The organism is Glutamicibacter sp. AOP5-A2-18 (assembly GCF_052446055.1).
Classification (GTDB): Bacteria; Actinomycetota; Actinomycetes; order Actinomycetales; family Micrococcaceae; genus Glutamicibacter.
On sequence record NZ_JBQSVW010000001.1, the window covers coordinates 3035871 to 3060776 of the forward strand.

General features: G+C 55.7%; 25 protein-coding genes. 15 read left to right on the plus strand and 10 right to left on the minus strand.

Annotation, left to right across the window (positions count from 1 at the left end; genetic code table 11):
* Positions 1-249: 249 nt before the first annotated feature.
* The 3 genes from ACT3RW_RS14580 to ACT3RW_RS14590 form a co-directional block, all read right to left on the minus strand.
* The gene (locus ACT3RW_RS14580) at positions 250-405 is read right to left on the minus strand and encodes a hypothetical protein (protein WP_444614237.1); all 156 of its coding nucleotides are present in this window, start codon (positions 403-405) and stop codon (positions 250-252) included.
* Between the two features lie 59 nt (positions 406-464).
* Complete coding sequence (locus ACT3RW_RS14585) at positions 465-1001, minus strand: hypothetical protein (protein WP_444614238.1); 537 nt, start codon at positions 999-1001, stop codon at positions 465-467.
* A gap of 143 nt (positions 1002-1144) precedes the next feature.
* Positions 1145-2320, minus strand: coding sequence for an NAD(P)-dependent malic enzyme (locus tag ACT3RW_RS14590; RefSeq protein ID WP_444614239.1), 1176 nt, complete (start codon positions 2318-2320; stop codon positions 1145-1147).
* A 380-nt stretch (positions 2321-2700) separates the two neighbouring features.
* Between ACT3RW_RS14590 and ACT3RW_RS14595 the strand changes: the two genes are divergently transcribed.
* Together ACT3RW_RS14595 and ACT3RW_RS14600 are read left to right on the plus strand one after the other, a co-directional pair.
* Complete coding sequence (locus tag ACT3RW_RS14595) at positions 2701-3090, plus strand: helix-turn-helix domain-containing protein (protein WP_444614240.1); 390 nt, start codon at positions 2701-2703, stop codon at positions 3088-3090.
* Positions 3091-3268: 178 nt separating this feature from the next.
* The gene (locus ACT3RW_RS14600; RefSeq protein ID WP_131089195.1) at positions 3269-4510 is read left to right on the plus strand and encodes an aminotransferase-like domain-containing protein; all 1242 of its coding nucleotides are present in this window, start codon (positions 3269-3271) and stop codon (positions 4508-4510) included.
* 14 nt (positions 4511-4524) lie between these two features.
* Here ACT3RW_RS14600 and ACT3RW_RS14605 read toward each other — a convergent pair whose 3' ends face one another.
* Genes ACT3RW_RS14605 through ACT3RW_RS14615 form a run of 3 tightly spaced genes read right to left on the minus strand, consistent with a single transcriptional unit; the run spans position 4525 to position 8039 of the window.
* Positions 4525-5295, minus strand: a complete 771-nt coding sequence (locus ACT3RW_RS14605) for an IclR family transcriptional regulator domain-containing protein (RefSeq protein ID WP_444614241.1) — start codon at positions 5293-5295, stop codon at positions 4525-4527.
* Between the two features lie 18 nt (positions 5296-5313).
* Entirely contained in the window at positions 5314-7167 is a 1854-nt protein-coding gene (locus tag ACT3RW_RS14610) for a bifunctional sugar phosphate isomerase/epimerase/4-hydroxyphenylpyruvate dioxygenase family protein (protein ID WP_444614242.1), read from the minus strand.
* Positions 7167-8039 carry a shikimate dehydrogenase gene (locus tag ACT3RW_RS14615; RefSeq protein ID WP_444614243.1) on the minus strand — a complete coding sequence of 291 codons (873 nt, stop codon included), beginning with the start codon at positions 8037-8039 and terminating at the stop codon, positions 7167-7169. The genes ACT3RW_RS14610 and ACT3RW_RS14615 overlap by 1 nt, the downstream gene beginning before the upstream one ends.
* Before the next feature lie 152 nt (positions 8040-8191).
* Here ACT3RW_RS14615 and ACT3RW_RS14620 point away from each other — a divergent pair, with 152 nt between their 5' ends.
* Positions 8192-9529 carry an MFS transporter gene (locus ACT3RW_RS14620; protein ID WP_444614244.1) on the plus strand — a complete coding sequence of 446 codons (1338 nt, stop codon included), beginning with the start codon at positions 8192-8194 and terminating at the stop codon, positions 9527-9529.
* Between the two features lie 143 nt (positions 9530-9672).
* Here the strand turns inward: ACT3RW_RS14620 and ACT3RW_RS14625 are convergent, their stop codons facing one another.
* Positions 9673-10593 carry a LysR family transcriptional regulator gene (locus ACT3RW_RS14625; protein WP_444614245.1) on the minus strand — a complete coding sequence of 307 codons (921 nt, stop codon included), beginning with the start codon at positions 10591-10593 and terminating at the stop codon, positions 9673-9675.
* An 84-nt stretch (positions 10594-10677) separates the two neighbouring features.
* Here ACT3RW_RS14625 and ACT3RW_RS14630 point away from each other — a divergent pair, with 84 nt between their 5' ends.
* On the plus strand, positions 10678-11715 hold the full coding sequence (locus ACT3RW_RS14630; RefSeq protein WP_444614246.1) for a YeiH family protein: 1038 nt from the start codon (positions 10678-10680) through the stop codon (positions 11713-11715).
* Positions 11716-11749: 34 nt separating this feature from the next.
* Here ACT3RW_RS14630 and ACT3RW_RS14635 read toward each other — a convergent pair whose 3' ends face one another.
* Positions 11750-12529, minus strand: a complete 780-nt coding sequence (locus tag ACT3RW_RS14635; protein ID WP_444614247.1) for a 3-hydroxybutyrate dehydrogenase — start codon at positions 12527-12529, stop codon at positions 11750-11752.
* 276 nt (positions 12530-12805) lie between these two features.
* On the opposite strand from ACT3RW_RS14635, the gene ACT3RW_RS14640 reads away from it, so the two are divergent.
* The 6 genes from ACT3RW_RS14640 to ACT3RW_RS14665 all read left to right on the plus strand — a co-directional run bounded on the left by ACT3RW_RS14640 (position 12806) and on the right by ACT3RW_RS14665 (position 16955).
* The gene (locus ACT3RW_RS14640; RefSeq protein WP_444614248.1) at positions 12806-13195 is read left to right on the plus strand and encodes a hypothetical protein; all 390 of its coding nucleotides are present in this window, start codon (positions 12806-12808) and stop codon (positions 13193-13195) included.
* A 1-nt stretch (position 13196) separates the two neighbouring features.
* Positions 13197-14144, plus strand: coding sequence for an FAD:protein FMN transferase (locus ACT3RW_RS14645; protein ID WP_444614249.1), 948 nt, complete (start codon positions 13197-13199; stop codon positions 14142-14144).
* Positions 14137-14706, plus strand: coding sequence for a ferric reductase-like transmembrane domain-containing protein (locus ACT3RW_RS14650; protein ID WP_444614250.1), 570 nt, complete (start codon positions 14137-14139; stop codon positions 14704-14706). Before ACT3RW_RS14645 ends, ACT3RW_RS14650 begins: the two co-directional genes overlap by 8 nt.
* Positions 14703-15944 carry an NADH-ubiquinone oxidoreductase-F iron-sulfur binding region domain-containing protein gene (locus ACT3RW_RS14655; RefSeq protein ID WP_444614251.1) on the plus strand — a complete coding sequence of 414 codons (1242 nt, stop codon included), beginning with the start codon at positions 14703-14705 and terminating at the stop codon, positions 15942-15944. Before ACT3RW_RS14650 ends, ACT3RW_RS14655 begins: the two co-directional genes overlap by 4 nt.
* Complete coding sequence (locus ACT3RW_RS14660; protein ID WP_444614252.1) at positions 15941-16171, plus strand: ferredoxin; 231 nt, start codon at positions 15941-15943, stop codon at positions 16169-16171. Before ACT3RW_RS14655 ends, ACT3RW_RS14660 begins: the two co-directional genes overlap by 4 nt.
* 61 nt (positions 16172-16232) lie before the next feature.
* The gene (locus tag ACT3RW_RS14665; protein ID WP_444614253.1) at positions 16233-16955 is read left to right on the plus strand and encodes an NUDIX hydrolase; all 723 of its coding nucleotides are present in this window, start codon (positions 16233-16235) and stop codon (positions 16953-16955) included.
* Positions 16956-16968: 13 nt separating this feature from the next.
* On the opposite strand, the gene ACT3RW_RS14670 is transcribed toward ACT3RW_RS14665, so the two are convergent.
* Entirely contained in the window at positions 16969-17349 is a 381-nt protein-coding gene (locus ACT3RW_RS14670) for a winged helix-turn-helix transcriptional regulator (protein ID WP_444614254.1), read from the minus strand.
* Positions 17350-17433: 84 nt separating this feature from the next.
* Here ACT3RW_RS14670 and ACT3RW_RS14675 point away from each other — a divergent pair, with 84 nt between their 5' ends.
* The 5 genes from ACT3RW_RS14675 to ACT3RW_RS14695 all read left to right on the plus strand — a co-directional run bounded on the left by ACT3RW_RS14675 (position 17434) and on the right by ACT3RW_RS14695 (position 23169).
* Positions 17434-18042: an NAD(P)-dependent oxidoreductase gene (locus ACT3RW_RS14675; RefSeq protein WP_131089217.1), complete on the plus strand. Its 609-nt coding sequence runs from the start codon at positions 17434-17436 to the stop codon at positions 18040-18042.
* 131 nt (positions 18043-18173) lie between these two features.
* The gene (locus ACT3RW_RS14680; RefSeq protein ID WP_444614255.1) at positions 18174-19835 is read left to right on the plus strand and encodes an ABC transporter substrate-binding protein; all 1662 of its coding nucleotides are present in this window, start codon (positions 18174-18176) and stop codon (positions 19833-19835) included.
* A 6-nt stretch (positions 19836-19841) separates the two neighbouring features.
* On the plus strand, positions 19842-20774 hold the full coding sequence (locus ACT3RW_RS14685; protein ID WP_444614256.1) for an ABC transporter permease: 933 nt from the start codon (positions 19842-19844) through the stop codon (positions 20772-20774).
* Positions 20771-21568, plus strand: coding sequence for an ABC transporter permease (locus tag ACT3RW_RS14690; RefSeq protein ID WP_444614257.1), 798 nt, complete (start codon positions 20771-20773; stop codon positions 21566-21568). The genes ACT3RW_RS14685 and ACT3RW_RS14690 overlap by 4 nt, the downstream gene beginning before the upstream one ends.
* Positions 21565-23169 carry a dipeptide ABC transporter ATP-binding protein gene (locus ACT3RW_RS14695; RefSeq protein WP_444614258.1) on the plus strand — a complete coding sequence of 535 codons (1605 nt, stop codon included), beginning with the start codon at positions 21565-21567 and terminating at the stop codon, positions 23167-23169. The genes ACT3RW_RS14690 and ACT3RW_RS14695 overlap by 4 nt, the downstream gene beginning before the upstream one ends.
* On the opposite strand, the gene ACT3RW_RS14700 is transcribed toward ACT3RW_RS14695, so the two are convergent.
* On the minus strand, positions 23166-24854 hold the full coding sequence (locus tag ACT3RW_RS14700) for a long-chain-fatty-acid--CoA ligase (protein ID WP_444614259.1): 1689 nt from the start codon (positions 24852-24854) through the stop codon (positions 23166-23168). The two genes, ACT3RW_RS14695 and ACT3RW_RS14700, sit on opposite strands and share 4 nt — an antisense overlap.
* Positions 24855-24906: the final 52 nt, after the last annotated feature.

Genomic DNA, 24906 nt, shown 5'->3' on the forward strand with positions numbered 1-24906 from the left:
AATTATTTGGGGATATCATCGCGCCAAAGGGAAGATCTCGACTCACAAAGAGCACTTCTAGCAGTCTCATATTCTCGCCGTACCGACTAAAAGCCCATGGTGCCTCGTGCCTGATCCCGCTGGAAATCTTCGAGAAGTACAACAACGTGGTCTCATTCCACGAACAGTTATGGCCGTGCGCAAAAACTTCATTGTCCTCTAACACTGATCCTGAAAGGCCGTTGAGCAGGTACAAACTATCGGCAAAGTTCAGGCCACGAACCAAAATTCTGGATGCCCTCGCAGGCTGAGCCCGATGGTGTAGGCGTAGGGCTGGCTGAATCGGCCCGGTTCTACAAAAAGTACCTGACGTCCAAAATCACGAATGCACTGATCGCTTCTGGCCTCCACATCTGCAAGGCTCATCCCATCACACATATCGCACATGCTTGCGCTCCTTCTTACTTCGATTGCTGTCCATGAGCTCAGGCTGCTTTGCGTTGGACCTGGTGCAGCGCCTTGCGTGCCGGTCTTGATCTGCGCGATGGAGACTCGCAAACTAACAAACGTGGACGATACTCGCCCAGCGCGTCGTCGAAGTCATCAAGATCGTCAAAGTCCTCAGGGTCTTCAAAGTCGTCAAAATCCTCAAAGGCATCAAGGAGATACGCCTCGGCAGACAAGTCGTGGAACTTCAATTCTCCAAAGAAGGCTGTTCCGCTGGTTCCCTCTGTGAAATGTCGGCCGTGGTCGAGGACTTGTTCAGCAAGGTACTTCAATAAGCCAAAGGCTTCGTCTTCACTGCCGGCAAGGGTGGCGATTTCAGCGTGGCCCGAATCCTCAAGACCCTTGGTTGATGCCATGACAAGCGGCGACAGAGGAATACGGTAGGCAAACAACGCATAGCCGCGGCGCTTTATCTCTAATTCGGCCAGAAAGGCCGCTTCTTCCGCAGTGGATAAGGTGCTTCTGATCGTGCACCATTTCGTTACGAAGTCTCTCACTACTACTCCTCCTTGCATGATGTGATGTCAGCAAGTCTCACGCTGATATCAGGCTTGGAGGTTAAGAATCAAACTAGGTGTGGACAACAAAAAAGCGCTGCCCGCAATCACATCGATTGCAGGCAACGCCTTAGGTGCGACACCGACAGGTGCCTACGAGACTACTTAGCCGACTGTGCTTCAGCAGCCACCGCGGCGGCTACAGCTGGCATCACTCGATCATCCAGAGCCGAAGGAACAATGTAGTCCTCAGCCAAGTCATCACCGACCAAATCAGCGATGGCATGAGCCGCGGCGACCTTCATTTCCTCGGTAATTTTCGTGGCGCCCGAGTCCAGCGCACCACGGAAGATTCCAGGGAAGGCCAGAACGTTGTTGATCTGGTTTGGGAAGTCACTTCGTCCGGTGGCAACCACTGCCGCATACTTCTTGGCCACATCCGGCATGATTTCCGGAGTCGGGTTAGACAGCGCAAAGATGATGCCATCCTTGTTCATCTTGGCCAATGCTGCTTCGTCAAACTTCGACGAAGATAGTCCCACCACTACGTCAGCGCCTTCCAAGGCTTCAGCCAATCCGCCCATCACGTCATCACGGTTGGTGCGTCCTGCCAATTCGGCCTTGATGGGGTTCAAGTCATCACGCTCGCGGTGAATGGTTCCCCGCGAATCGAGAACGATCACGTCATCCACTCCTGCCTTGAGCAACAGGTTAGTCACGGCTACACCGGCTGAACCCGCGCCGGAGACAACAACCTTCAGCGAGCTGATGTCCCGTTTGGTCTGACGAGCGGCCCCAATAAGTGCAGCCAGGACCACCACGGCGGTGCCGTGCTGATCATCGTGCATCACTGGGATATCCAACGCTTCTATGAGGCGCTTTTCGATCTCGAAACAACGAGGCGCCGAGATGTCTTCGAGGTTTACCGCACCGAAGCTTGGGCGTAGACGAATCACTGTCTCAACGATTTCATCAACGTCGGTGGTGTTCAGTACCAGCGGGATGGAATCTAGTTCAGCGAATTCTTTGAATAGTGCGCTCTTACCTTCCATCACCGGCAGCGACGCTGCTGCACCGATGTTGCCTAGGCCTAGCACTGCGGTGCCGTCGGAGATGACGGCAACCAGACGCGAGGCCCAGGTGTGGGTGGAGTGCATGGCTGGATCATCAGCGATCGCTTGGGAAACCTTGGCTACTCCGGGAGTGTACGCAATGGACAGATCACGCTTGGACTTCAGTGGCATCTGCGACTGAACGGTGAGTTTGCCACCGATGTGAGCGTCGAATACTTCTGCATCGGTGATGGTGGACAGGTCTTTGGAGGATTCAATCGACATTGAATGATTCTTCTTTCAAGAAAGTTTTGAACGACGAAAACGCAGTACCCACAAAGCTTGTGGCATAGCGTAGGAACGCGCATGACCATTCATCCGACCGCAACAGAGCTTGACCCGACGCAATTAAGGAGGGCATCAAGCTTCTATGTACACAGTTCCCCGAGGAGCTCAGCCGGGTAAGGCTGAAGGTTCCGTCGTGGTGTGCCGGAAGATGGCTGGTCAGTACTTTCTTTAGACCTACAATTTCCACCATACGGGAACCGTTTGTCGCAATACAACCCCCTTTCGTCGTGGAGCTCTAATATGACTTGCCGTAGCAATATCCACCTCTGGTGCTCATTGCACGCACTTGGTGCGCATCTTGAGGCAAAATGAATTCCATGGCATCACCGACTTCAGCCTTGGGCAAAGTACGTACTTTCGAGTCACTCGACGAAAAGACCACCACACGGTTGCGACGCGCGCTGGATGAATCAAACGACACCACGGTGTTTGTGAATGGCACTGCACTACAGCTACCTAAGGAAGCTCATCAGGCGCTCATTGAAGTGCTCGCGCGTTTTGCCAATGGAGAGTCGGTCAGCATCGGAACTCCAGAGTTACTGCTGAACACTTCTCAGGCCGCTCAGATGGCTGGCATTTCAAATAGCTACCTTCGAAAGCTTGCTGATGCAGGAATTATCGAGGTGGAATACCGCGGCACACACCGGCGTATCCGCCCTAGCTCCATTCAGGATTGGTTAGATTCTCGCGCCGAATCCGAGAAGTAGCCGGACGAATACCTGTCCTAGGTTAAGGGCAATGGCCGCACATTGCTGAAGTTCTTGCCAACCGCGAGTTTTCCTGTTGGAATACCAAAGTATTCTATTTGAAAACACATCCTCGCATGGAGCCTGAATGCGAGGAGCGCGCTCCTTACATCAGTGGGAGCCTTGGCCAAGGAGGACCATGAGCACCGCACCCCAGTCCCTAACATCTGCCCACGAAGAATTGCTCTCCGAGCGGGCAGCAGGTATCAAACAGTCTGCGGTACGAGACGTTTTTGAACTCTCCTTGGATCCTTCATTGGTTTCCCTTGCTGGCGGCAATCCTTTTTTGCAATTACTGCCACTGGAAAAGATTGGTGAAATCTCCCAGCGCATCATCACCGAGCAGGGGCCTGAAGCGTTACAGTACGGCTCCGGTTTGGGCACCGCTCAACTCCGCGCGCAGATCCTCGATGTCATGGCCGCAGAAGGAATCACCAACGTCAAAGTTGAAGACGTAGTGGTAACCAACGGATCCCAATCGGCACAAGATATGGCCTGCAAGGTCTTCTGCGATCCTGGGGATACCGTACTGTGCGAGGACCCGACCTATGTTGGTGCGCTGAATACTTTTGAGGCCTACCAGGTCAAAGCACGTCCGGTAGGCACCGACGATAATGGTCTGATTCCTCAAGCGTTGCGTGAGCGCATCACTGAGCTGCGAGCCTCCGGGGAACGCATCAAGTTCCTCTACACCATTCCGAATTTTAACAACCCTTCAGGCATCACGCTGGCAGCCGAGCGACGCGAAGAAATCGTGGCCATCTGCCGTGAAGAAGGCATTCTGATTCTGGAAGATAACCCTTACGGAATGCTGCGTTACGAGGGAGAAGCGGCGCCAACCCTGCGCAGCTTGGATCCCGAGAACGTCATCTACATGGGTTCCTTCTCCAAGATCTTTGCACCCGGTCTACGCATTGGCTGGGCCGCAGTGCCTACCCATCTGTTCCGTCGTTTCTACTTGGCTGGCGAAGCTGTGGCGCTGTGCCCACCAACCCTGAATCAGATGATCATCAGTGCTTATCTTGAAGAGCATGACTGGAAGGGACAGATCACTAAATACAACGATCTGTACCGTTCCCGTCGCGACGCAATGCTTGATGCCCTAGAAAAGTACCTACCAGCAGAGGTCAGCTACACGCGACCTGAAGGTGGATTTTTCATCTGGTTGACTCTTCCCCAAGGAATCGACACGTATGCGCTGCTGCAACTTGGCGTGAAGGCCGGAGTCATTTTCATTCCAGGAGCGGCGTTCAGCCCAAGCGGACAGGCAGATAACAAGCTTCGTCTAGCGTTCTGCGCCGTTGATGAGGCCACCATCGCTGAAGGTGTGCAGCGTCTATCGACCCTGCTAGCTTCCGCTATCGAAGCAAACGCTAGCTAGGGTCCGCCTCTCGCTTAGCTCAGGCGACCGCCAAAGTCATCAGCGATTTCTTTGGCGGTACGTCGCAGCCTTGGCAACAGCTCTTCTTCGATGACTTCAGAGTTGTTCCGGCTGGTCTGTACCGAGATGTTCAGCGCGCCTAGAAGTTTCCCACCGCGAAGCACCGGAACAGCCAGTCCGCGCAGTCCCTCGTCGAGTTCCTGATTAACCAGTGACCATCCCTGCTCGCGGACCTTTGCCAGTTCCTTCTTTAATGCCGCAAGATCAGCCACCGTGTGTTCGGTGTACGGGTGCAGATCTACCCGCTCAAGGAATGTCTCTTGCTCGGCAGGCTCTAGGTGAGCGATCAGCACACGGCCCATCGATGTCACCCAGGCCGGCAGTCGATTGCCGATGGAGACGTTTAGCGCGTGCAGTCGTGGTGCAGTAACGCGTTCAACGTACAGAATGTCTTGGCCTTCAAGCACACATAATGAAGCGGTCTCTTCCAAGTCGCGCGCCAGAGACTGTAGGTGACCCACCGCTGCCTGTGGCAGAGTGAGTCCCGACAAATAGGCAGCACCGATATCCAAAACGCGCGGGGTCATCCGATACGCGTTGCCGTTAGCTTGTAGATAGCCAAGGTCCGTAAGGGTCAGCAGGAACCGGCGAGCCGAAGCGCGGGTCTGGTCCGTTGCCGTAGCCACTTGAGAGACTGTCAATTCGGTGTTGCCAGCTGAAAATGCGAGCAGCACGGCCAAAGTCTTATCCGCAGACTTAACAAAGTAATCTGGCCGCTCTGCCACGTGTATTTCTCCCCAGCTTTATAGGTTTCTGCTCCAGCGGTTGCTCTCAAACTGAGAGGCCAGTCGCACCGGAGCATTAGGCGCTCCATACCCATCGTAGCTAGAACGACGTTCAACTACCTCCAAGAACATGTTGCCAATGGTCTTGGTGTAGAAATGCAAGAACTCCCCCGCTTCATCACGATCATAGAGCAGGTGCAATTCTTTGAGCGTTGTGAGCAGTTGCGAATCAAGGTCAAAGCGTGCGGCCAAGTCTTCATAGTAGTTCGCCGGAACCTGCAAGAACTCCATGCCTCGTGCGCGAGCATCCTTGGCCAACCCAATAATGTCCTCGGTGCGCAGGGCAACATGTTCTGGATATTCATGGTTGCGCTCGATGGCGCTCTCCAGACCATGCGGAACAATATTCAACGCCAGACGCACGCTGGAATCCTCGGTGGAAAGCACCTGCGAACGCACCAGACCCATGGGGCTAGGAACTTCGGTTCCCGGCTGTGCTTTGAGGTTGATGACACTGCTGTAAAACAGCACGGATTCATCAAAGCACTGCCATGGTTGAGCCAGGTTGATGTGGTCAATGCACAGGATGGGCCCATCGTTGACGCCCGTATTAGGCAGCGTCGCTTCTTCAAATTCAATGATCCAGTTTTGTGTATTCTCTGGCGAACTAAAGAAAATCTCGGTGCTGTCAGGGGCAACAAATCCTGGAAGTTCTTGTTCATTAAAGCTTCGCAAGCGCGGGACCTTGGTGGCCAACAAGCTGTTGCCCCGTTCGCCGCTCGCACCGGGATCTAGTACCTGAACGCCAAAACCGGACACCGCTGCTTCAACTCCGCGACTGCGCTGCGAGTTGATGATGATCCGCGCGTCCCCCGAGGTCCATAGCTGCACCGGCTTACGGCGGTGTTGGCCGCGGAAACTAAAGCCCAGTTGGGCCAGCATCCCGCCGACAAGTTCAGGATCCTCGGTACGAATCTCAGCAAAGTCGAATCCGGTGGCGTCTTGAATGCCCGGAAGTTCTTTGAGCTCCAGCGCGTACTGTTCGCCGTTGGATTTTAGTAGCTGTGCCGTCTGAGACTGAAGCCATTGCAGGGACCGCAGGCCGTCGATGGCAGTACGCTCTACGTTGGACTGACGGAATACGTCATTGAAGATTTCAAGGGAAATGATGCCGCTGTACCCCGAGCGCACCAGTTCCGCCAAGAACTGATCGAGTGCAAATCCACCCTGCCCCGGGAAGAGCCGGTAGTGGCGGGACCACGACAAGATATCCATCGAAAGCACTGGGGCGTCAGCCAACTGAACAAAGAATATTTTCTCGCCAGGGATATTCGCAATCTCTGCCGGGTCATCCCCGCGCGAAAGAATGTGAAAGCTATCGATGCACAGGCCCACATTCGCGCGGTCCACCTGCTTCACGATCTCCCAAGAGTGCTGATAGGTGTCAACGTACTTGCCCCAGGCCAGCGCCTCATAGGCAATGCGCACATTGTATTTTGCCGCCAGATCCGAGAGCTGTCGGATCTGCTCGATAAACACTTGGTCGTCGTTGATGGTTGCGGTGCCAACGTTGGAGCACAACAACATCAAATCCATGCCCAGTCGATTCATGAGTTGGAACTTCGCTTCGGCCCGATGCAGGTTAGCTTTCAGCTGACTCTCGGTGACTCCCTCAAAATCTCTGAAGGGTTGGAACAGATCCAAGGTTAGCCCCAGGCGTTGCGCCATGGCTTTGACTTCTTCTGGTGACATCGGGCTAACCAAGAGGTCTTGTTCAAAGATTTCGATGCCGTCAAACCCTGCTTTGGCGCAGGCCAGCAGTTTCTCTTCGAGTGTTCCTGAGAGGCATACGGTGGCGATGGATGTACGCATTACAGTCCCTTTTCCAGCAGTTCCAGCAGGTGCTCGCGCACCTGCTGGGCATCTGGCTTGATGCCGGTGATGATTTCAAAAGCGTCCACGGCTTGTCCCACAGCCATATGTCCGCCGTCCAGAACTTGGCAGCCCAAGTTTCGAGCGGCCACGATCAGTTCTGTATCCACCGGGCGGTAGATGCAATCTGCGACCCAGTGTCGGGCTTCCAGAGCGGCAATATCTAGTGGCACCCCTGGGTGGTGATGCATGCCAATCGGCGTGGCATTAAGTAGCCCATCAACTTGTGCCAGCAACTCAGGCACCTGATCTGGCGTGGCAGCGTGGATGCTGGCCTTGGGGAAGTTTTTGCGAAGTTCTTGGACTCGATGATTCACGCGCTCTTCATCAAGATCAACGATATGCAGTTCTTGGGTTCCAGAATCCAGCAATGCGCACGCGACGGCGGCACCGGCGCCGCCGGCTCCTAGCTGCAGGACGCGCTGCTTGTTAGCTGCGGGAAGACCGGTGTCGAGAGCGCGAGAGAATCCTGAGGCGTCGGTGTTGTGCCCGTGGAATTTGCCGTCGGTGATGACCACGGTGTTAACCGCACCGATGGCTTTGGCGGTGGGTGAGATGTCATCTAAGTGATCAAGTACGAGTTGTTTGCAAGGATGGGTAACGTTGAATGCGTTAAAACCAAGCTTTGCTCCGGCAATGAGCAATTCTCCGATGTCGCTGGCCGGTAGTTTCAGTTCGGTCAGGTCAATAGGCCGGTAGAGGTATCGCAGACCGTGAACCTCGGCAGCTCTTTCGTGCATCGGTGGGGTGAGCGACGGCATCACACCATCACCGATCAAACCGACCAGATAAGACTCAGCACGTGTACTCATTTTCTCCCGCAACTCTTCTTGTTTACTTCAGGTATTGCCTGAGATGTGATTTACATCTACTGTAATGCAATGAACACATTCCGAACAAGTGTACGCATAGCGAACAGTGTTCTTGAGCTTCAGCTTTAAACACTCGACGAGGAGTACCTCCGATGCCATCTCCAGATAGCCTCAACGCATCAGCCGATTCAGGCAGTCAGGGCCGCACCCCGGTCAAAGCTGCCGTCGCTAGCTTCATGGGAAGCGCTGTTGAATACTATGACTTCTTCATCTTCGGTTCAGCGGCTGCACTGATTTTTCCGCACATATTCTTCCCTGGTACAAACACCAACGCCGCCGTTATGTCGCTGGCTACCTTCGGCTTCGCCTATGTCGCCCGGCCAGTTGGCGCGATCTTTGTGGGCCACTTTGGTGATCGCATTGGACGGCAAAAAGTCTTGATGTTCACCCTCATCTTGATGGGTGGTTCAACCTTCCTTATCGGCTGCCTGCCTACCTTTGACCAGGTCGGCTGGCTGGCGCCTATCTTGTTGGTCTTCGCCCGCCTCTGCCAAGGACTGTCGGCAGCTGGCGAGCAGGCAGGTGCTTCCTCTATGTCACTGGAGCACGCGCCGGATAACCGCCGTAGCTTCTTCACCTCGTGGACGTTGACGGGCACTCAGGGTGGTCAGATTCTTGCCGCCATGATCTTTATTCCTGTGGTGGCCTTGCCTGATGAGATCAAGTATGGCATCGGCTGGCGTATCCCGTTCTGGCTTTCGGCCCTGGTTGTTATCGTTACCTTCTTCATTCGTCGTTCGTTGAATGAGACTCCAGAGTTTGAAGAAGCCAAGAAGAACAATGAAATCGCCAAGCTTCCGTTGGCTGTACTGCTTCGTTTCCACTGGAAGGACGTTCTGCGCGTCGTATTCTGTGCCTTCATCGCAGCCGTTTCTACCGTTTATGGAACCCTGGCTATTTCCTACGGCAAGACCATCGGCAACATGGACGAATCCATTACTCTCTGGCTGGTTGTCGCCGGTAATATCGGCGCCCTGATCACGCAGCCATTCTTCGGCATGCTCGCGGACAAGATTGGCCGCAAGCCGGTATTCATCTACGGCGCGCTAGCATCAGCGGCCATCATGCCGTTCTACCTGCGCTCCATGGAATCAAGCAACGCACTACTGCAGTTCACGCTGTCGGTCCTAGTCTTCTCCTGCGCATACGCTGCAGCGAACTCGGTATGGCCAAGCTTCTACGGCGAAATGTTCTCTTCGCAGGTACGATTCTCCGGACTGGCAATCGGTACTCAGTTGGGCTTCCTCATGGCAGGCTTCGCGCCATCCATCGTGGCTGCACTCGGCGGGTTGGAAGCCAATGGCTGGATTCAGATCAGCTTGTTCACCGCAACAATTTCCGTGGTCGCTTCAATTTCTGCGCTGACCGCACGCGAGACTTACCGCGTACCTACCAAGGAACTGGGCCACATCATCCAGAAGGTCTCCTAGCTAAAAATAACTGACCTGGTCGCTTCAGCGTTTTTCTTGGAGCAACAAGACCACTAAACATCCCGGCAGCGTGACTACAGTCTTTTGCGAAAGACTGATCATGCTGCCGGGTTTGTGCTTTAAGGAGCACCACAGTTCTTCGTCTACTGGCTTGCGTGGCCCTGACCGGTAGCGATCTCCAAGAGTGTTAACTCATTGGAATTCAAGACTCTCTTCTCTGACCAGATTGCTCGCAGCTCCCGCAACAGGGCCGGACCTGCAAACGGCACCTCGACCAGACTCCCCTGCGTCAGCTGATTTTCAACGGCCAGTTGGCTCAGTACCGCCGGCCCCATTCCGCCGGCAACACACTGCCCGATGGTTGCGTTGCTGTTGAACTCAGCAATCGGTTTGGGCCTGACCACGGTGGAGATCGAGTCCAAGAACGCGCGGGTCCCCGACCCTTCTTCACGTTCAATCAGTGCAGTGCCCTGCAGTTCTTCGAGACTCAGCGATTCTGTGCGTGAGGCCCATGGGTGAGTCGGGGCGACAACGATGAGCATTTCATCTCTAAAGACTTCAGTGCTTTGGACATTGGACGGCAACTGTGGAGTCTCAACAAATCCAAAGTTCAGCTTCTCTTGCTCAATTGCCTCGATCACGTCATGCGAATTCATGATGCGCATTCGCGGGGTGACGTTGGGTAGTTGCTGGTGCAGCCGCCCGATCCATAACGGAGCCAAATACTCGGCTACCGTCATGCTGGCGCCAAATTCGAGCTCGGCCTGGCCATGCTCTGCCAACGATTGAACTCCGGCAGCAAAAGCGTTCACGCCAGCTAAAGCTTCGCGTGCCCACTGGACCGTCAGTGCGCCTTTTGGTGTCAACGTTGAACCGCTGGTTTTCCTTGTCACCAAGGCATAACCCAATCGACGTTCCAGAGTTTTTAACGCTCTGGATGCATTGGATTGAGCCATACCGGCAGCACGCGCTCCAGCGCTAAGGCTGCCATGATCAGCGATGCCTACCAGCAGTTCCAAAGAAGAGAGCTGGAGCCAATGAGTCATGCTCTGCGGTGACGACAAGACGCTATCCATATCATGATCATATGCCCGTGATAGCCAGAAGGTGAATACTGCTGGGGACCATTGAGGCGAAGACTTAGAAGTATGAACCAGCACCTAGCTTCCCCGATGCGGTCCACCGAAATTCTGGCGTCTTCTAAACGGACGCCGACTGCGGCGACCGGGGTCTTGCTTTGCCTGGCGGTTGGCGCGCTGTGCCTACTGGCCAACCACTACTTCAACTCACTGAGCGCCTTGCTCCTGGCCATCGTTCTTGGCATCGTGTGGCGAAATCTTGTATCAGTTCCTCAAAACCTTGATCCCGGGATTGCGGTGTCGGGCAAGAGCCTCTTACGTCTGGGAATTGTTGTCATGGGATTTCAACTCTCACTGAATTCAATTCTGAGCCTTGGTCCCGGTGTGCTCCTAGTAGTGCTTTTATCTGTATCGGTGACTTTTCTTCTCACCGCATGGATTGGAAAGCTTCTAGGTTTGGAGCTTGAACAGCGCCTGTTGATTGCCTTTGGCTTTTCTATTTGTGGTGCCGCAGCTGTTGCCGGCGCGGAGGGAACCATCAAAGCCAAAGAGCATCAGGTGGCCACCGCCGTGGGGCTGGTGGTTCTATTTGGCACGCTCATGATTCCGGCCATGCCTGCCATAGCCATGGTGTTGGGTCTAGATGAGCACGGTGCGGGAATGCTTATTGGAGCATCCACCCATGAGGTGGCGCAGGTAGTGGCAGCAGCCGGTTCGGTCGGTAGTGCTGCGTTGAGCGTTGCTGTCACTGTCAAGCTTGCCCGGGTTTTGCTTCTTGCCCCAATAGTCGCCGGCGTTGGAGTGTACATGCGGACCAAGCACTCGGTTCACGGAGAAAAGCATCCCCCGCTGGTGCCGCTGTTCATCGTTGGCTTTGTCGCCACGATGCTGTTGCGCAGCACTGTGGACCTACCAGAGGCAGTACTTCATAGTGCTTCAGTAGTTCAAACACTGCTGTTGTCCTCGGCCATGTTTGCACTCGGTCTGGGAGTTCACTTACGCAGCATCTTCTCCAAAAGCGGCAAGACTCTACTACTAGCTCTGGCCGCAACGGGGACCATCATTGCGGTTGCTGCCAGCGGGACCCTACTTTTCCCGCCAGCCTAAAAGCGCAACAGCCTGGAAATTGAGTCGGCGTAATCTAGCGTGCGCTCCATCCTCCATCCATTGTGTAGGAAGCTCCGGTAACCATTCCCGCCGCATCGGCGCTTAGCCAGGTCGCTAAGGAGGCCACTTCCTCGGGCTCAACAAGCCGTTTGATCGCGGCCTCGGTGAGCATGATCTTTTGAACTACATCTGCCTCTGGAATCTGGTGAATCTTCGCCTGATCCGCAATCTGCTTTTCAACCAACGCCGTGCGGACATAGCCCGGGTTGATGCAATTACTGGTGATCCCGTGCTCCGCTCCTTCAAGCGCAGTCACTTTCGAAAGCCCTTCCAACCCATGTTTGGCCGAAACATAGGCGCTCTTAAACGCGCTGGCCCGCAAACCATGGACCGATGAAATATTGATGATTCGACCAAAACCGCGTTCGCGCATTCCCGGCAACGCGGCACGAATCAGCAAGAACGGCGCCTCCAACATCAGCCGGTGAATCAGTCGCCATGCTTCTGGATCAAATTCATGGATGGGAGCTACTCGCTGCACTCCTGCGTTATTGATCAGGATGTCGGTATCAACACTGCAGCTTTCCAATGCTTTGGTATCCGATAGATCCACCGCCCATGCTTTGCCGCCCAGACTCGCCGCGGCCTGGTTGGCGGCCTCTTCATTAAGATCTGCGATAGTCACGATGGCACCAGCGTCAGACAAGGACTGTGCACAGGCCAAGCCGATACCCGAGGCTCCTCCAGTCACCAAAGCTCTGCGGCCTTGCAAACCATTTCCACTGTTCACAGGCTGCTTCAATTCTTGAGTCATTGGCTTTGTTACCCCTTCTTGCGCGTCATTGCGATGCAGACCTGAGTTGCAAGTCTCACTGCAAAGTTATGGCTCTGAGACATTCCGGGTCAACGATTTCGTGTTGTGCAGATTCCGCAGGTCAGTGTGCGTTCGTGCACGGTCCAGCATTCAAAAGTGAAACTTGCGTGCTCAAGTATTCATAGGATCCTGCTACAAACAGCAGGCAATGGCCAAAGAATGCCTTGCGAATATCAAGGTACAAACTTCAAGACATTCAACTACCAAAGGGCCATCATGAGACCATTTGCTCAACAGCGTCGAACCTCCCGGCGTATCAGCGCCGCAGTCGCTGCCACCAGCGTGGCCGTCATCGGGCTCGGGGCCATCGTTACAGCTTCGCAAACCGACGAGTCTGTGCAGTCCCAAGAAGTTGCACCAGCCTCAGAAAACACCACCACCGATAGCTCAACTACCGATTCATCAACTGACACCGGAACTGATTCCAGCACCGGTTCGACCACCGAGTCTTCCACTGGCTCAAGCTCTGACACCAGCACCGATGAGTCGGCTACTGATTCGGGCACCGACACCTCTTCCCAGTGGGATACCCCAAGCGACGAGGATTCTTCTGCAGTCACCCCGGGTTCTGGCGGTTCGGTCAGCGGCAAGTCTTCGGGGTCCTAAGATGAACAACAAAATTACCTGGCGTATCTGGGGTCTGGAAGCCAGCCTGGCTGTTCACGACGGCAAACAAATTCAGCAGGCCAAAGCCCTCGTGGATTCAGTACTCACCGATGTGGAACTAGCAAGTAGTCGCTTCCGTGATGATTCAGAATTGATGCACCTTGCCCGCACAGGTGCTAATGCAACCCCAATTTCCGCCACCCTCGCCATGCTGGTTGATGGCGCATTACAGTCAGCTAGGGCCAGTGACGGGAATGTTGACCCGTTGCTTGGACATGATCTCGTTGAATCGGGCTATGACCGCGACATCCAGCAGCTGCCACAAACTTCCGTGCACGGTGTGCAGATCAGCCAACGCCCACTGCGCCCCATCTTGTGGCCACAGATCAAGCTGGAGGGAAACAAGCTCACCTTGCCGCAGGGCACCGCGCTTGATTTGGGTGCTACTGCCAAGGCGACGGCCGCAGACTGGGCCGCAGCCAGAGTTGCCGAAGAGCTGAACACCGCCGTACTGATCTCGTTAGGTGGTGACATCGCCACCGCCGGAGTAACCGATGCTCCATGGCAGGTGATAATTCAAGACACCGAGGATGATCCTGGGCAGCAGATTTCGTTGCAAGCCGGTTTTGCCCTGGCTACCTCCAGTACTCGCAAACGTCGCTGGAGTAACCGCGGATTGCCTATGCACCACATCTTGGACCCAGCATTTGGCCTACCAGCCGAACCACTTTGGTCCAGCATTACGGTGGCAGCCCCAACCTGCCTGGTGGCCAACACCTACAGCACCGCGGGCATTGTGCGTGGGACCAAGGCTTTGGACTGGTTTGAATCATTAAATCTCGCGGCCCGATTGGTGGACTCCGATTTTCAGGTACACCGCACCTCACGCTGGCCAGCACCTGCCAGCGAGGAAAGTAGCACAGAAGGGCAGATGAGCCTTTATGGATGAGCTCTTTTGGTCCATCGCGCGCACCAGCGGCATCATCAGCCTTTCCCTTCTCACCGGGTCAGTTTTGCTGGGTATCCTTAATCGTTCGGGCCGCCCTTTAGGCAAGCTTTCGCGCTACACGTTGAGCCTAATGCACCGCAGTTTCTCCCTGCTCGCTTTGCTGTTTGTGGGTCTGCATGTGCTGAGCCTGCTCGCCGATTCCTACGCGAAGATGCACGTCATTGATCTCTTTGTCCCCTTCTTGGGCGAGACCAAACCTTTTTGGCAGGGCTTAGGAACAGTGGCATTGCTGTTGATGCTGCTTATAACGATCACCGGGTTGCTTCGACAGAAAATCAGCCAAGGCGTCTTCAACGGCATCCATCTTTCCTCCTATTTGCTGTGGCCGATTTCAGTAGCGCACGGGTTGGGCAACGGCACCGATGCAACCAGCCTTTGGTACCAAGGCGCCACCATTGTGAGCATCGTGCTCTTCCTTGCCGCCATCATCTGGCGCATCACCTCGAACTACCACGACCATGCGGCTGCCCGCCGCCAAGCCCGCGAAGGAGTCAAGCAATGACAACCACCAGCATTCCAACTGCCCCTTTGGGCACACTGGATGAACCGCGGCTTCTCACAGCCGGACCCCAAGCACGATTGGCTGAACACCTTTCAGCTTTCGGACCACTACCCAAAGCCACCAAAGATCGATGGATCTTGGCTGAATGGAAGCTCTCTAACCTGGCCGGACGCGGCGGTGGGGCCTTCCCCACCTCCCAAAAGATCGCCGCAGTACTTCGTTCGGTGGCTCGCACCGGCCGCGCACCGGTAGTGATTGGCAACGGCTCTGAAGGCGAACCACTCAGCCACAAGGACCGCATGATGTTAACCCACGCACCTCATCTGGTACTCGATGGGCTGGCGCTGACCGCCAGGATCATCGGTGCTAATGAAAGCTATCTTGTTGCTGAAGCCGTGGACCACCCGCTGCTCAAACAAGCGCTGGCCGAACGCGGCGACACTCAGGTTGAATTGCATGCCAGCGAAGACCATTTCCTGGCCGGGCAAGCTACCGCCGTACTTTCCTCTTTGGAAGGTGGCGCATCACTGCCACAAAATCCACGTTGGCATCTGAGTGATCTCGGGCTGGGCGGTGCCCCAACGCTGTTACTGAATGTGGAGACCCTGGCTCATCTGGCACTCATAGCCCGTTACTCCGCCATGTGGTTTCGGACCGTCGGGACCAACAAGGATCCGGGCAGTCGGTTACTGACCGTCCATGACCAAGGCCAATATCAAGTGGTAGAGGTGCACGGCGGATGCACACTGGACTTGGTGCTGGATCAGTTGGGCATCAACCCGCATTCCGCGCAGGCGGTACTGGTGGGCGGCTTCCATGGGACGTGGAGTAGGAACCTGTCGACGCGGCTGGTCACTGACATCAACAAGTATCCCGGCACAGAAACAATGGCTGCTGGAGCTGGGGTCATTGAACTTCTCCCACATGGCAACTGCCCATTAGTCCGAACAGCCGAAATCGTAAACTACCTGGCTAAGTCTTCGGCCGGCCAGTGTGGACCATGTGTGCATGGTCTGCCGACCCTGGCTCGTGACATGCATGCCCTGGCTACGTTGTCTGAAGACTTTGAACTCCCAGAACGCATCGCCCGACTCAGCTCTTTAGTGACCGGTCGCGGGGCCTGCCATCACCCGGATGCTACCGCCCGACTGGCGCTGAGTTCCTTGCAAATCTTTGACGATGAACTCACCGCCCACCTGAACGGAACCTGCCTACATACATCGGAGATGCACTCATGAGCGCCGAACTACACATTGATTGGACCCGCTGTCAGGGACGCGGACTGTGCGTTGAACTCTTACCCGAATCACTAGCTTCTGATCCTTGGGGATACCCGTTGTCTCGAACGTCAAACCCAGAAGGTTCGGCAATGCTCACGGTGTCTGACACGCAGCTTCCAGCAGCTAAAGAGTCCGTCAAAATGTGTCCGCTGGCGGCACTGTCTCTGCGCGAAGAACGCTCCTAGCGCTCGGGTGAGGGCCACTAGTTGCTGGCTTAGCCCCAGATAACAGGACATACTGGTGCTCATGAGCCAACAACGCCTCGTGCCCACCGATACCGTCCCGATTCGTCGAGCAGCCAGTGTGCTGATGCTGCGTGAACGGGTTGATGGGCTGGAGGTATTTGTTCAGCATCGGGTGTCCACCATGGACTTCGCTGCCGGCATGGTGGTATTTCCAGGTGGCCGAGTAGACCCGCAAGATGGTGAATCTGTAAACCGCGGAGAGCTTGATGCCGCGATCATTGAGGCACACCGCCAGCAATGGGCCAACACCGCCGTATGGGATGAAGGCGAAGGACAAGCGCATCAAAAGGCCGGAGAAATTCTGGCGGCTGCACTTCGTGAAGTTTTTGAAGAAACCGGCCTGAGACTTCAGGCTGATCAGCTGTTCCCGTGGGCTAATTGGGTAACTCCGCAGGGATTCCCCCGCCGATTTGATACCTACTTTTTTGTTGCAGCCTTAGACCCAGAACAAGCACCAGCACATCAAACTACCGAGGCCGTACGCTCCCATTGGGCCAAGCCTGCCGAGCTATTTGCGGCGCAGGAGCGTGACGAACTAAAAATGATGCGTCCTACCCAACGCACCTTGCTTGATGTCATGGCATTGGACGGAATCGACGCGGTCATCTCTTCCACACCTCTCATCCACGCGGTCCATCCGGATCCCAAAGACTCATTATCTGCTAACCCGGTGAGCGCTGCAGAACTCCTGACCGGCAACAACCAGAATCCGCTAAGCGGTTAAGTCTTGAGCTCTTTTAGGTGTTGATCTCTTCGCGCGAATCAAATTCGTCGCGTGCTTTGAGCACCTTAGCTGCGTGCTGTTCTGACCAACGACGCAGAATTTCCATGGGATCAAGCAGGCTGAGTCCAACATCAGTGAGTTCGTAGTCCACACGAACCGGCACCTGCGCAAAAACCGTACGCTTGACCAGTCCGTCGCGTTCTAAGGTGCGCAGGGTGCTGGTCAGTACCTTTGGGGTGACGCTACCGATCCGCGAACGTAATACAGAGAAACGTTGTGGTCCTTCAGCAAGCGCGAGCAGCACCAGAGGTGTCCATTTATCCCCTAGTCGTTGCATAATTTCACGTGAAGGACAGTTTTGCACGAAGACGTTAAATGACTCATGGCTATCCATTAGGAAACCTAGTTTCGTTGTAGTAGTCAGTATTCAAAGGATACCATCGTGTCATAACGCATTCCACTACCAAGGAGATTCACTATGAAGATTGCAGTTTACGGAGCCACTGGCATGGTCGGCACTGAAGTTGTTGCAGAAGCCATTTCCCGCGGACACGAAGTCACCTCGGTAACTCGTTCAGGCAACGAAGTTGCCGGCACCACCGCCGTCGCAGCTGAACTCAACGACATCGCAACCTACCGCGATCTAGGCAAGAACAATGACGTTATCGTCATTTCCGTGCCACCATCGCGCACGGGCGGGGATCACCAGGAATACCTGGATGCCTTCGAGGAAATCACCGAAACCCTCATCCCAGCTCGCCTGATCGTTGTTGGCGGCGCAGGCGCAACCGAAGTTAACGGTGTTCGCTTGGTCGAAAGCCCAGACTTCCCAGAAGCTTACAAGGCTGAAGCACTGACCGCAGCAGCTGTTTATGACATGTTCACCTCGGTCTCTGGAATCACCTGGACCGTTGTTGCACCAGCTCCAGTGATTGCACCAGGTCGCCGCACCGGTAGCTACGCGCAGGGCACCGATTCACCTGCTGGCGATTTTGTTTCCAGCCAGGACTTCGCCGTCGCAATTCTCGACGAAATCGAAACTCCAGCTCACGAGAACCGTCGCCTGACCGTAGCCAGCGAAAAGTAAAAACTGGCGTTGCCCAACCTGCGTTGAAGTTCGTCAGATCGGCGCCATAGTGCGCCGATCTGACGAATTCTCTGCACAGGGCTAAAGTTGGAATGGTCATTCCACTAGCTCACCGAGGTAAGTCACTTCTCATGCAACGCAACTCGCGCTCTTCGCGCATTCTGGCCGGGGCTTTTGCCCTGCCTCTGATCGGCGCACTTCTGGCCAGCTGCTCATCTGCGGGCAGCACCGGCTCATCAACACAAGATGCAAAACCGGTCACCGGCGGCACCATGGTTTACGCTTCGGGCGATGCCGAGCCAAGCTGCCTCGATCCGCATGTGGGCGGCAATTACCCACAAGCCCTGGTAGCAAGCCAATTCCTTGAATCCTTGTTCACCAAAGATTCTGAAGGCAAGATCATCCCTTGGCTGGCCGAAAAGACCGAAGTCTCCGAAGACGGATTGACCCGCACGATTACCTTGCATGACGGTATCAAGTTCACCGACGGCACCAAGCTCACCGCCGAGGCAATCAAAAAGAACATTGAACACCTCAAGGACCCAAACACCGCTTCCTCCACCGGCTACCTCGCGGTGGGCAAGGTTGTTCGGGTTGAGGTTAAAGATGAGCTGACCGCGACGCTGAAACTCTCCTCCCCAGATAACGCTCTGCTTGAATCGCTCTCTATGCCTTGGACCGCCATCGCGTCCCCCAAAGCACTAGAGCGAGATCAGGCCACCAATTGCACTTCGCCAGTTGGCACCGGTCCCTTCAAGGTGGCTTCGTGGGAACATCAGAAGGCCGTCAATTTGGTCCGCAACGATGACTACGTCTTGCCGGTCCCTAATGATCAGCGTGCTAATTCCACGTCTTACCTCGACGGCATTACCTGGCGCTTCATCCCGGAAGCGGCCACCCGTTATGCCGCCCTGCAGTCCGGCGAAGTTGATGTCATTGATAACGCCCAGCCAGATACCATCGCGTCTGCAGCAGATGCTGGCCTAGGCCACCTGGATGCACCGCGTCCGGGTTCGGCAAACCGCATTGAGCTCAACAGCTCCAAGGCACCATTTAATGACCAAAAAGTGCGTGAAGCCTTTATCCGCGCAGTGGACGCCAACACCGGTGTTGGCGCATTATTCTTCGGCACAGCGAAGCGTAGCTACTCGTTGCTCTCCTCGGTAGAACCACTGGGTTACTCCGATGAAGCGCTCTTTGGCACCGATACTGCCAAGGCCAATACCCTGCTTGATGAGGCCGGCTGGAGCGAACGTGATGCTCAGGGTTACCGCACCAAGAATGGCAAGCGCCTTTCCGTGCGTTTCCCGGTATCCACCAACCAGTCTGTACCTGCCGAGCAGTCCCTGTTTGAGCAGTTCCAAGCACAGGCCAAGGCCGTGGGCTTTGAAGTGAAGATCGACTTGCTTGACCTGTCCAGCTGGTACGGCGCACTGGCCAAGCATGAGTACAACCTAGTCTCGGCTCCTTACACCAAGGTTGGCCCATCGGTACTGCGCGTTCTGTACCACTCCGATTCCACCGTTCCAGCACCGTCGGGTTACTTCGCCAACAATGCACAGGTGAAAAACGACAAACTAGACAAGTTACTGGTGCAGGCCGAAGAGACCGAGGACGAAGCGCAGCGCGCATCGCTCTACGAGCAGGCACAGAAGATTGTGCTTGAGGGCTACTACGTTTTGCCGCTCTATGACCAGCAGAACCACTTCCTCTACGGCAAGAACGTGCACGGTGTCGGCGCCACCACTGCGGTGTCCTCCCCGATCTACTTCGACACCTTCTTGGATCAGTAACATCTGATGAACACGCTGGCTTGGGCCGGTCGCAAGGTCGGCGGGGCGTTGGTGGTGTTATGGCTGGTGGCTTCGGCCATCTTCATCGCCATCCGGTTGATCCCCGGCGACCCGGCCGAGGCAATTATGGGCGGACCAGGCTCTCAAGCCTCCGCTCAAGCTTTGGCCGCGGCCCGAGCCGAGTATGCACTGGACCAACCGGTCATCACCCAGTACTTGCTGTACCTAGGCAAGCTCGCCACCTTTGATTTTGGCACCTCCTATTCGCTGAAACAGCCGGTGACCCAGGTAATGGGCGAGGTACTGCCCAACACCTTATGGCTATCGTTGATGGCGCTGGCCGCCGCCTGGCTTTTGGCGCTCTGTTTTTCTGCACTGGCCATGCGTGCAGGCCGCATCGGATCCCAGGTGGGTAACCTGCTAGAGATCATTGCTGCTGCGGTTCCACACTTCTGGCTTGGTGCCGTGCTGATCATGCTCTTCTCCTCAGCGCTGGGTTGGCTTCCAGCGGTGGATAACGGCACCGGCCACGGGTTGGTACTTCCGATTCTCACCCTGGCTCTGCCTTTGGCTGGATTCCTCACCCAGCTAATGCGAGATTCACTCAGCGAAGCGATGGGTAGCCAGTTTGCGCTGGCCGCCCGAGCTCGCGGTGAAAGCCGACTGAAACTCTTCTGGCGCCATGGCCTGCGCCATGCCGCCCTGCCCGCACTGAGCCTGACCGGTTGGGCATTTTCTTCATTACTCTCCGGCGCGGTAGTGGTTGAGGCGATTTTTGCCCGCCCGGGACTGGGACGTTCTTTACTCTCAGCGGTGCTGGCCCGGGATATTCCCATGGTTACCGGCATCGCTTTGTTCTCCGCGTTGGTTTACATCGTGGTCATGGCCATCTCCGAAGGCATTGAACGAATGATCAATCCAGCAGGTGAGTCACGATGAGCCGCACCGCAAAAATCTGTTGCCTACTGGTTATCGGCCTATGGCTACTGATGGCGTTGGCACCATCTGTTTTGGCTCCCGGTGACCCACTGGCCATCAACCCAACGCAAGCGTTTGCAAAGCCAGGGCTGGCCCACTTTTTCGGTACCGACGAATCGGGCCGCGATATCTATACTCGCGTCATCCACGGGGCCGGCGATTCGCTAGCCATTGGTTTGGCCGCGACGGCATTGGGCATGGGACTAGCCATCGTGCTGGGCACCATTGCTGCGCTGTCTCCGCGCTGGCTTGATGAGATCATACTGCGCATCCTTGAGGCCCTCTACGCTATTCCATCTCTGTTGATGGCCCTGCTGATCATTGCTTTCACCGGGCCCGGCGTCGGACCGGCCATCGTTGCCGTGGGCCTGTCAACGGCCCCTGGTTATGCCCGACTGGTACGCAGCCAAATCCGTAGTCTGAAGAATTCAGAGATGCTTGAAGCTGCCACGGTCCTAGGACGTGGCACGTGGCGCAAGTCGCGCAACCACTTAATCCCGAACGCACTGAAACCACTGTTGGCGCTGGTCACCTTGGGCATCGGTCAAGCAGTGATTTGGGCGGCAGCGCTATCCTTCCTCGGCTTGGGCACGCCCCTTCCAGCACCTGAGTGGGGCGCCATGTTATCGGCAGGACGCACCTACCTTCACCTCGCGTGGTGGATGAGTCTGTTCCCTGGCTTGGCCATCGTTGCCGTGGCAGTTTCTGCAACCCTGATTGGCCGCGCTTTGGGCGGAAAGGTGAAGTCACTATGAGCGAGCAAACTCTGATCACCGTCAAAGATCTGTCCGTAAGTTTTGACGGAACACCGGCAGTAAAAAACATTTCCTTTACCGTTCAGGCGGGAAAGGTCCTTGCCTTGGTGGGCGAATCAGGGTCTGGAAAATCGGTGACCGCACGAAGTCTTCTCGGACTTTCCGGTGGCACCGTCACCGCAAGTACCTTGGACATCTGTGGGCACGATGCTCGTTCGCTTTCGGACCGAGCCTGGCAGAAAATCCGCGGAAATACTCTCTCCCTGATCTTGCAAGATGCCTTAATGGCGTTGGATCCTTTACGCCCGGTGGGACGCGAGATCAATGACGGGCTCAAAGAACACACTGCGTTGAAATCCGCAGAACGCAAACAGCGAGTTCTCGAAGTGCTCAAATCCGTACGCATGCCAGAACCTGAGGTGCGAGCCAATCAGCGCTCCACCGAACTCTCGGGCGGTATGCGTCAGCGTGCGTTGATTGCGCAGGCTTTGGTTGGCAACCCGCAGGTGGTCATTGCCGATGAGGCCACCACCGCGTTGGACTCGCAACTTACCGCTCTAGTCCTCTCGCAGCTTCGCGCGCTGAAACAACAGGGCCGTGGCATCCTCATGATCAGCCACGACTTGGCCCAGGTAGCCCACCTCGCCGATGACATTGCAGTGATGCGCCACGGTGAGATTGTTGAGTCCGGGCCTACACAGCAAATCTTGGAACACCCGCAACATGACTACACCCGCAAGCTCTTAAGGGCCGTGCCTTCCTCGGTCCCTCGCTTCACCGCGCTCTCGGATCTTGGAGCCGAGGAAACAACAAGTCCGGCACGAAAGATTCAGGACTCCGAACAACACTCCCCGGCATTGTCGGTAAAAGACTTATCCAAGAGCTTCGGCAAGCACCTAGCCGTCAGCTCGGTCAGCTTTGAGCTACCGCGAGGTAAAACGCTGGGCATTGTGGGCGAATCAGGCTCGGGAAAAACCACGACCGCGCGTATGGTTTTGGGTTTGGAAAAGCCCGATAGCGGCACCGTCGAATTGCTCGGCGAGCGCTTCGCCCCCAGCACTGCCTCACAGCGACAGAACCTGCGAGAGCAGATGGGTGCGATCTATCAGAACCCGCTGGGCTCATTTGATCCGCGCTACACCGTAGGACAGTTGCTCACCGATGCGTTGAGCCGCGGAAAATCCAAGCGCGCCAGCGAATACCGAAAGCCCGTAACTCAGCTTTTGGAACAGGTAGAACTTTCCGCAGACCTCTTGGCCCGCAACCCACGCGAGCTCTCCGGGGGTCAGCGCCAGCGCTTAGCTATCGCCCGTGCGCTGGCACCGGAACCCTCGGTGTTAGTTCTTGATGAACCGGTATCGGCGTTGGATGTGTCCATTCAGGCCACCGTGCTGGATCTGCTGGATCGGATCCAGTTGGAGACCGGAACCAGCTACCTGTTCATCAGCCATGATCTGTCGGTCATTGAACACATGAGCGACACCGTGGCCGTGATGCACCAAGGAAAGCTCATCGAGCACGGTGATACCGCCTCGATCTTCGGCTCCCCGCAGCGCGAGTACACCCAGAAGTTGCTCTCGGCGATGCCACGCTTACGTTAGATCGTGTCGGTCAGCTCGTCTTTGACTTGCTTGCGAAGGATCTTGCCAAGCAATGAGCGGGGCAATTCCTCGACCGCCACTACACGCTTGGGTACCTTGTAGGCAGCTAGTAGTTCACGGCAATGGGTCCGCAGGCCGTCTTCGTTCAGTTCAACACCTGGTTCCAGCTGGACCGCCGCTACAACCATCTCGCCACCGCGAGCCAAAGGCTTGCCGAAGACCGCCGCGTCAACCACATCGGCGTGCTGGCGCAGGGCTACTTCAACTTCTGTGGGGGAAACATTAAACCCACCGGTAATGATCAGTTCCTTGGCACGGTCAACCACCTGGGTGAAACCATCTTCATCCACGGTGACCACATCACCTGAGTGTAGCCAGCCATCGGCAGTTTTGGTTTTGGCAGTCTCTTCAGGATTGTTCCAATAGCCTTGGAAGACCTGCGGTCCCTTGATCATCAGCTCGCCAGCTTCACCTTGAGCTACTTCCTTGGAGGGATCTTCCACGTCAACAACCTTCATCAGGGTTGATGGGAATGGAACACCAATGGTTCCGGTACGACGGGTTGGGTGGAAAGGATTGCCCAGTGCTACCGGGGAGGACTCGGTCATACCGTATCCCTCAACCAATAGGCCGCCGGACATCGATTCCCACAGTTCCACTACGTGGTCTGGAAGATTCATCGCGCCAGAGATGCAGTACTTGGCACTCTTGAGCGACATGCCACGTTCCTTAGCAGCCAACGCGGTGCGCTCATAAATTGGTGGAACTGCGCAGTAAACCGTGGCTGGAGATTTCTTCCAGGCATCAAGTATCATCTCGGCATCAAACTTCGGGAACAGCACCAGCAGGCCCTGTTTTTTCACCCCGAAGGTTAGATAAAGGGTCATGCCAAAGGCATGGAACATTGGCAGGATCGCGTAGAGAATTTCTTCGCGTTCCTTGGCCCCTAGCATCCACGCTTCACCCTGCAAGGCGTTGGAATAAAGGTTGAAGTGGGTGAGCATTGCGCCCTTGGGATGGCCGGTCGTTCCAGAGGTGTACTGGATGACAGCCAGGTCATCTACCCCAGGGTGTGGATGACTCGCATCCAGACGTCCGCCGCTGAGCAGCTCTTTCCAGCTGGTGGTTCCCGAAATGCGCACCGTCAGCGAAGCCTTGGTTTCACGCAGTTTTTTGACCGGAAGATTTAGTGCCAAACGCTTGATCGGTGGGAACGCGTCAAGTAGGTTGACCGACACAATGGCGTCGATCTGCACGTCCTGAGGGAACTTTTGCACCGTTGAAACAACTTTGTCCCAGACAATGACCACACGTGCTTGGTGGTCCTCAAACTGGTGGCGAAGTTCGCGGGAGGTATACAGCGGATTGTGTTCCACTACAACTGCGCCAAGACGCAATACCGCGTAGAAGGCGATGACGTGCTGTGGGCAGTTGGGCAGGATCAGCGCCACACGATCCCCAGCGCGCACGCCCAGTGTGCGCAAGCCTTCGGCAGCCTGTTCAACCTGTTCGCCTAGTTGCGTGTAGCTGGTGCGGCGACCGAAAAATTCAGTGGCTGGACTGGCTCCGGCTTCTGCCACCGACTGCTCAAACATACGGCTCAGTGGCTCAGTAGGCAGATCGATCTCGGCAGGGACACCGGGCTGATAATTAGCTACCCAAGCGGGCGCAGCGCTTTTCTCCATAGCCTCTATCATGCCCTACGCGGCGGTAACCTTGCGATTTTTTGTGCAGGTT

Bases quoted from the DNA above. Each gene is read 5' to 3' on its own strand.
- ACT3RW_RS14610 (WP_444614242.1), bottom strand. From the start codon at position 7,167: ATGCGTACATCCATCGCCACCGTATGCCTCTCAGGAACACTCGAAGAG.
- ACT3RW_RS14635 (WP_444614247.1), bottom strand. From the start codon at position 12,529: ATGACTCAAGAATTGAAGCAGCCTGTGAACAGTGGAAATGGTTTGCAA.
- ACT3RW_RS14585 (WP_444614238.1), bottom strand. From the start codon at position 1,001: ATGCAAGGAGGAGTAGTAGTGAGAGACTTCGTAACGAAATGGTGCACG.
- ACT3RW_RS14620 (WP_444614244.1), top strand. From the start codon at position 8,192: ATGCCATCTCCAGATAGCCTCAACGCATCAGCCGATTCAGGCAGTCAG.
- ACT3RW_RS14600 (WP_131089195.1), top strand. From the start codon at position 3,269: ATGAGCACCGCACCCCAGTCCCTAACATCTGCCCACGAAGAATTGCTC.
- ACT3RW_RS14640 (WP_444614248.1), top strand. From the start codon at position 12,806: ATGAGACCATTTGCTCAACAGCGTCGAACCTCCCGGCGTATCAGCGCC.
- ACT3RW_RS14685 (WP_444614256.1), top strand. From the start codon at position 19,842: ATGAACACGCTGGCTTGGGCCGGTCGCAAGGTCGGCGGGGCGTTGGTG.
- ACT3RW_RS14590 (WP_444614239.1), bottom strand. From the start codon at position 2,320: ATGTCGATTGAATCCTCCAAAGACCTGTCCACCATCACCGATGCAGAA.
- ACT3RW_RS14580 (WP_444614237.1), bottom strand. From the start codon at position 405: ATGAGCCTTGCAGATGTGGAGGCCAGAAGCGATCAGTGCATTCGTGAT.
- ACT3RW_RS14650 (WP_444614250.1), top strand. From the start codon at position 14,137: ATGGATGAGCTCTTTTGGTCCATCGCGCGCACCAGCGGCATCATCAGC.
- ACT3RW_RS14680 (WP_444614255.1), top strand. From the start codon at position 18,174: ATGCAACGCAACTCGCGCTCTTCGCGCATTCTGGCCGGGGCTTTTGCC.
- ACT3RW_RS14700 (WP_444614259.1), bottom strand. From the start codon at position 24,854: ATGGAGAAAAGCGCTGCGCCCGCTTGGGTAGCTAATTATCAGCCCGGT.
- ACT3RW_RS14645 (WP_444614249.1), top strand. From the start codon at position 13,197: ATGAACAACAAAATTACCTGGCGTATCTGGGGTCTGGAAGCCAGCCTG.
- ACT3RW_RS14630 (WP_444614246.1), top strand. From the start codon at position 10,678: ATGAACCAGCACCTAGCTTCCCCGATGCGGTCCACCGAAATTCTGGCG.
- ACT3RW_RS14675 (WP_131089217.1), top strand. From the start codon at position 17,434: ATGAAGATTGCAGTTTACGGAGCCACTGGCATGGTCGGCACTGAAGTT.
- ACT3RW_RS14695 (WP_444614258.1), top strand. From the start codon at position 21,565: ATGAGCGAGCAAACTCTGATCACCGTCAAAGATCTGTCCGTAAGTTTT.
- ACT3RW_RS14660 (WP_444614252.1), top strand. From the start codon at position 15,941: ATGAGCGCCGAACTACACATTGATTGGACCCGCTGTCAGGGACGCGGA.
- ACT3RW_RS14595 (WP_444614240.1), top strand. From the start codon at position 2,701: ATGGCATCACCGACTTCAGCCTTGGGCAAAGTACGTACTTTCGAGTCA.
- ACT3RW_RS14665 (WP_444614253.1), top strand. From the start codon at position 16,233: ATGAGCCAACAACGCCTCGTGCCCACCGATACCGTCCCGATTCGTCGA.
- ACT3RW_RS14615 (WP_444614243.1), bottom strand. From the start codon at position 8,039: ATGAGTACACGTGCTGAGTCTTATCTGGTCGGTTTGATCGGTGATGGT.
- ACT3RW_RS14690 (WP_444614257.1), top strand. From the start codon at position 20,771: ATGAGCCGCACCGCAAAAATCTGTTGCCTACTGGTTATCGGCCTATGG.
- ACT3RW_RS14655 (WP_444614251.1), top strand. From the start codon at position 14,703: ATGACAACCACCAGCATTCCAACTGCCCCTTTGGGCACACTGGATGAA.
- ACT3RW_RS14670 (WP_444614254.1), bottom strand. From the start codon at position 17,349: ATGGATAGCCATGAGTCATTTAACGTCTTCGTGCAAAACTGTCCTTCA.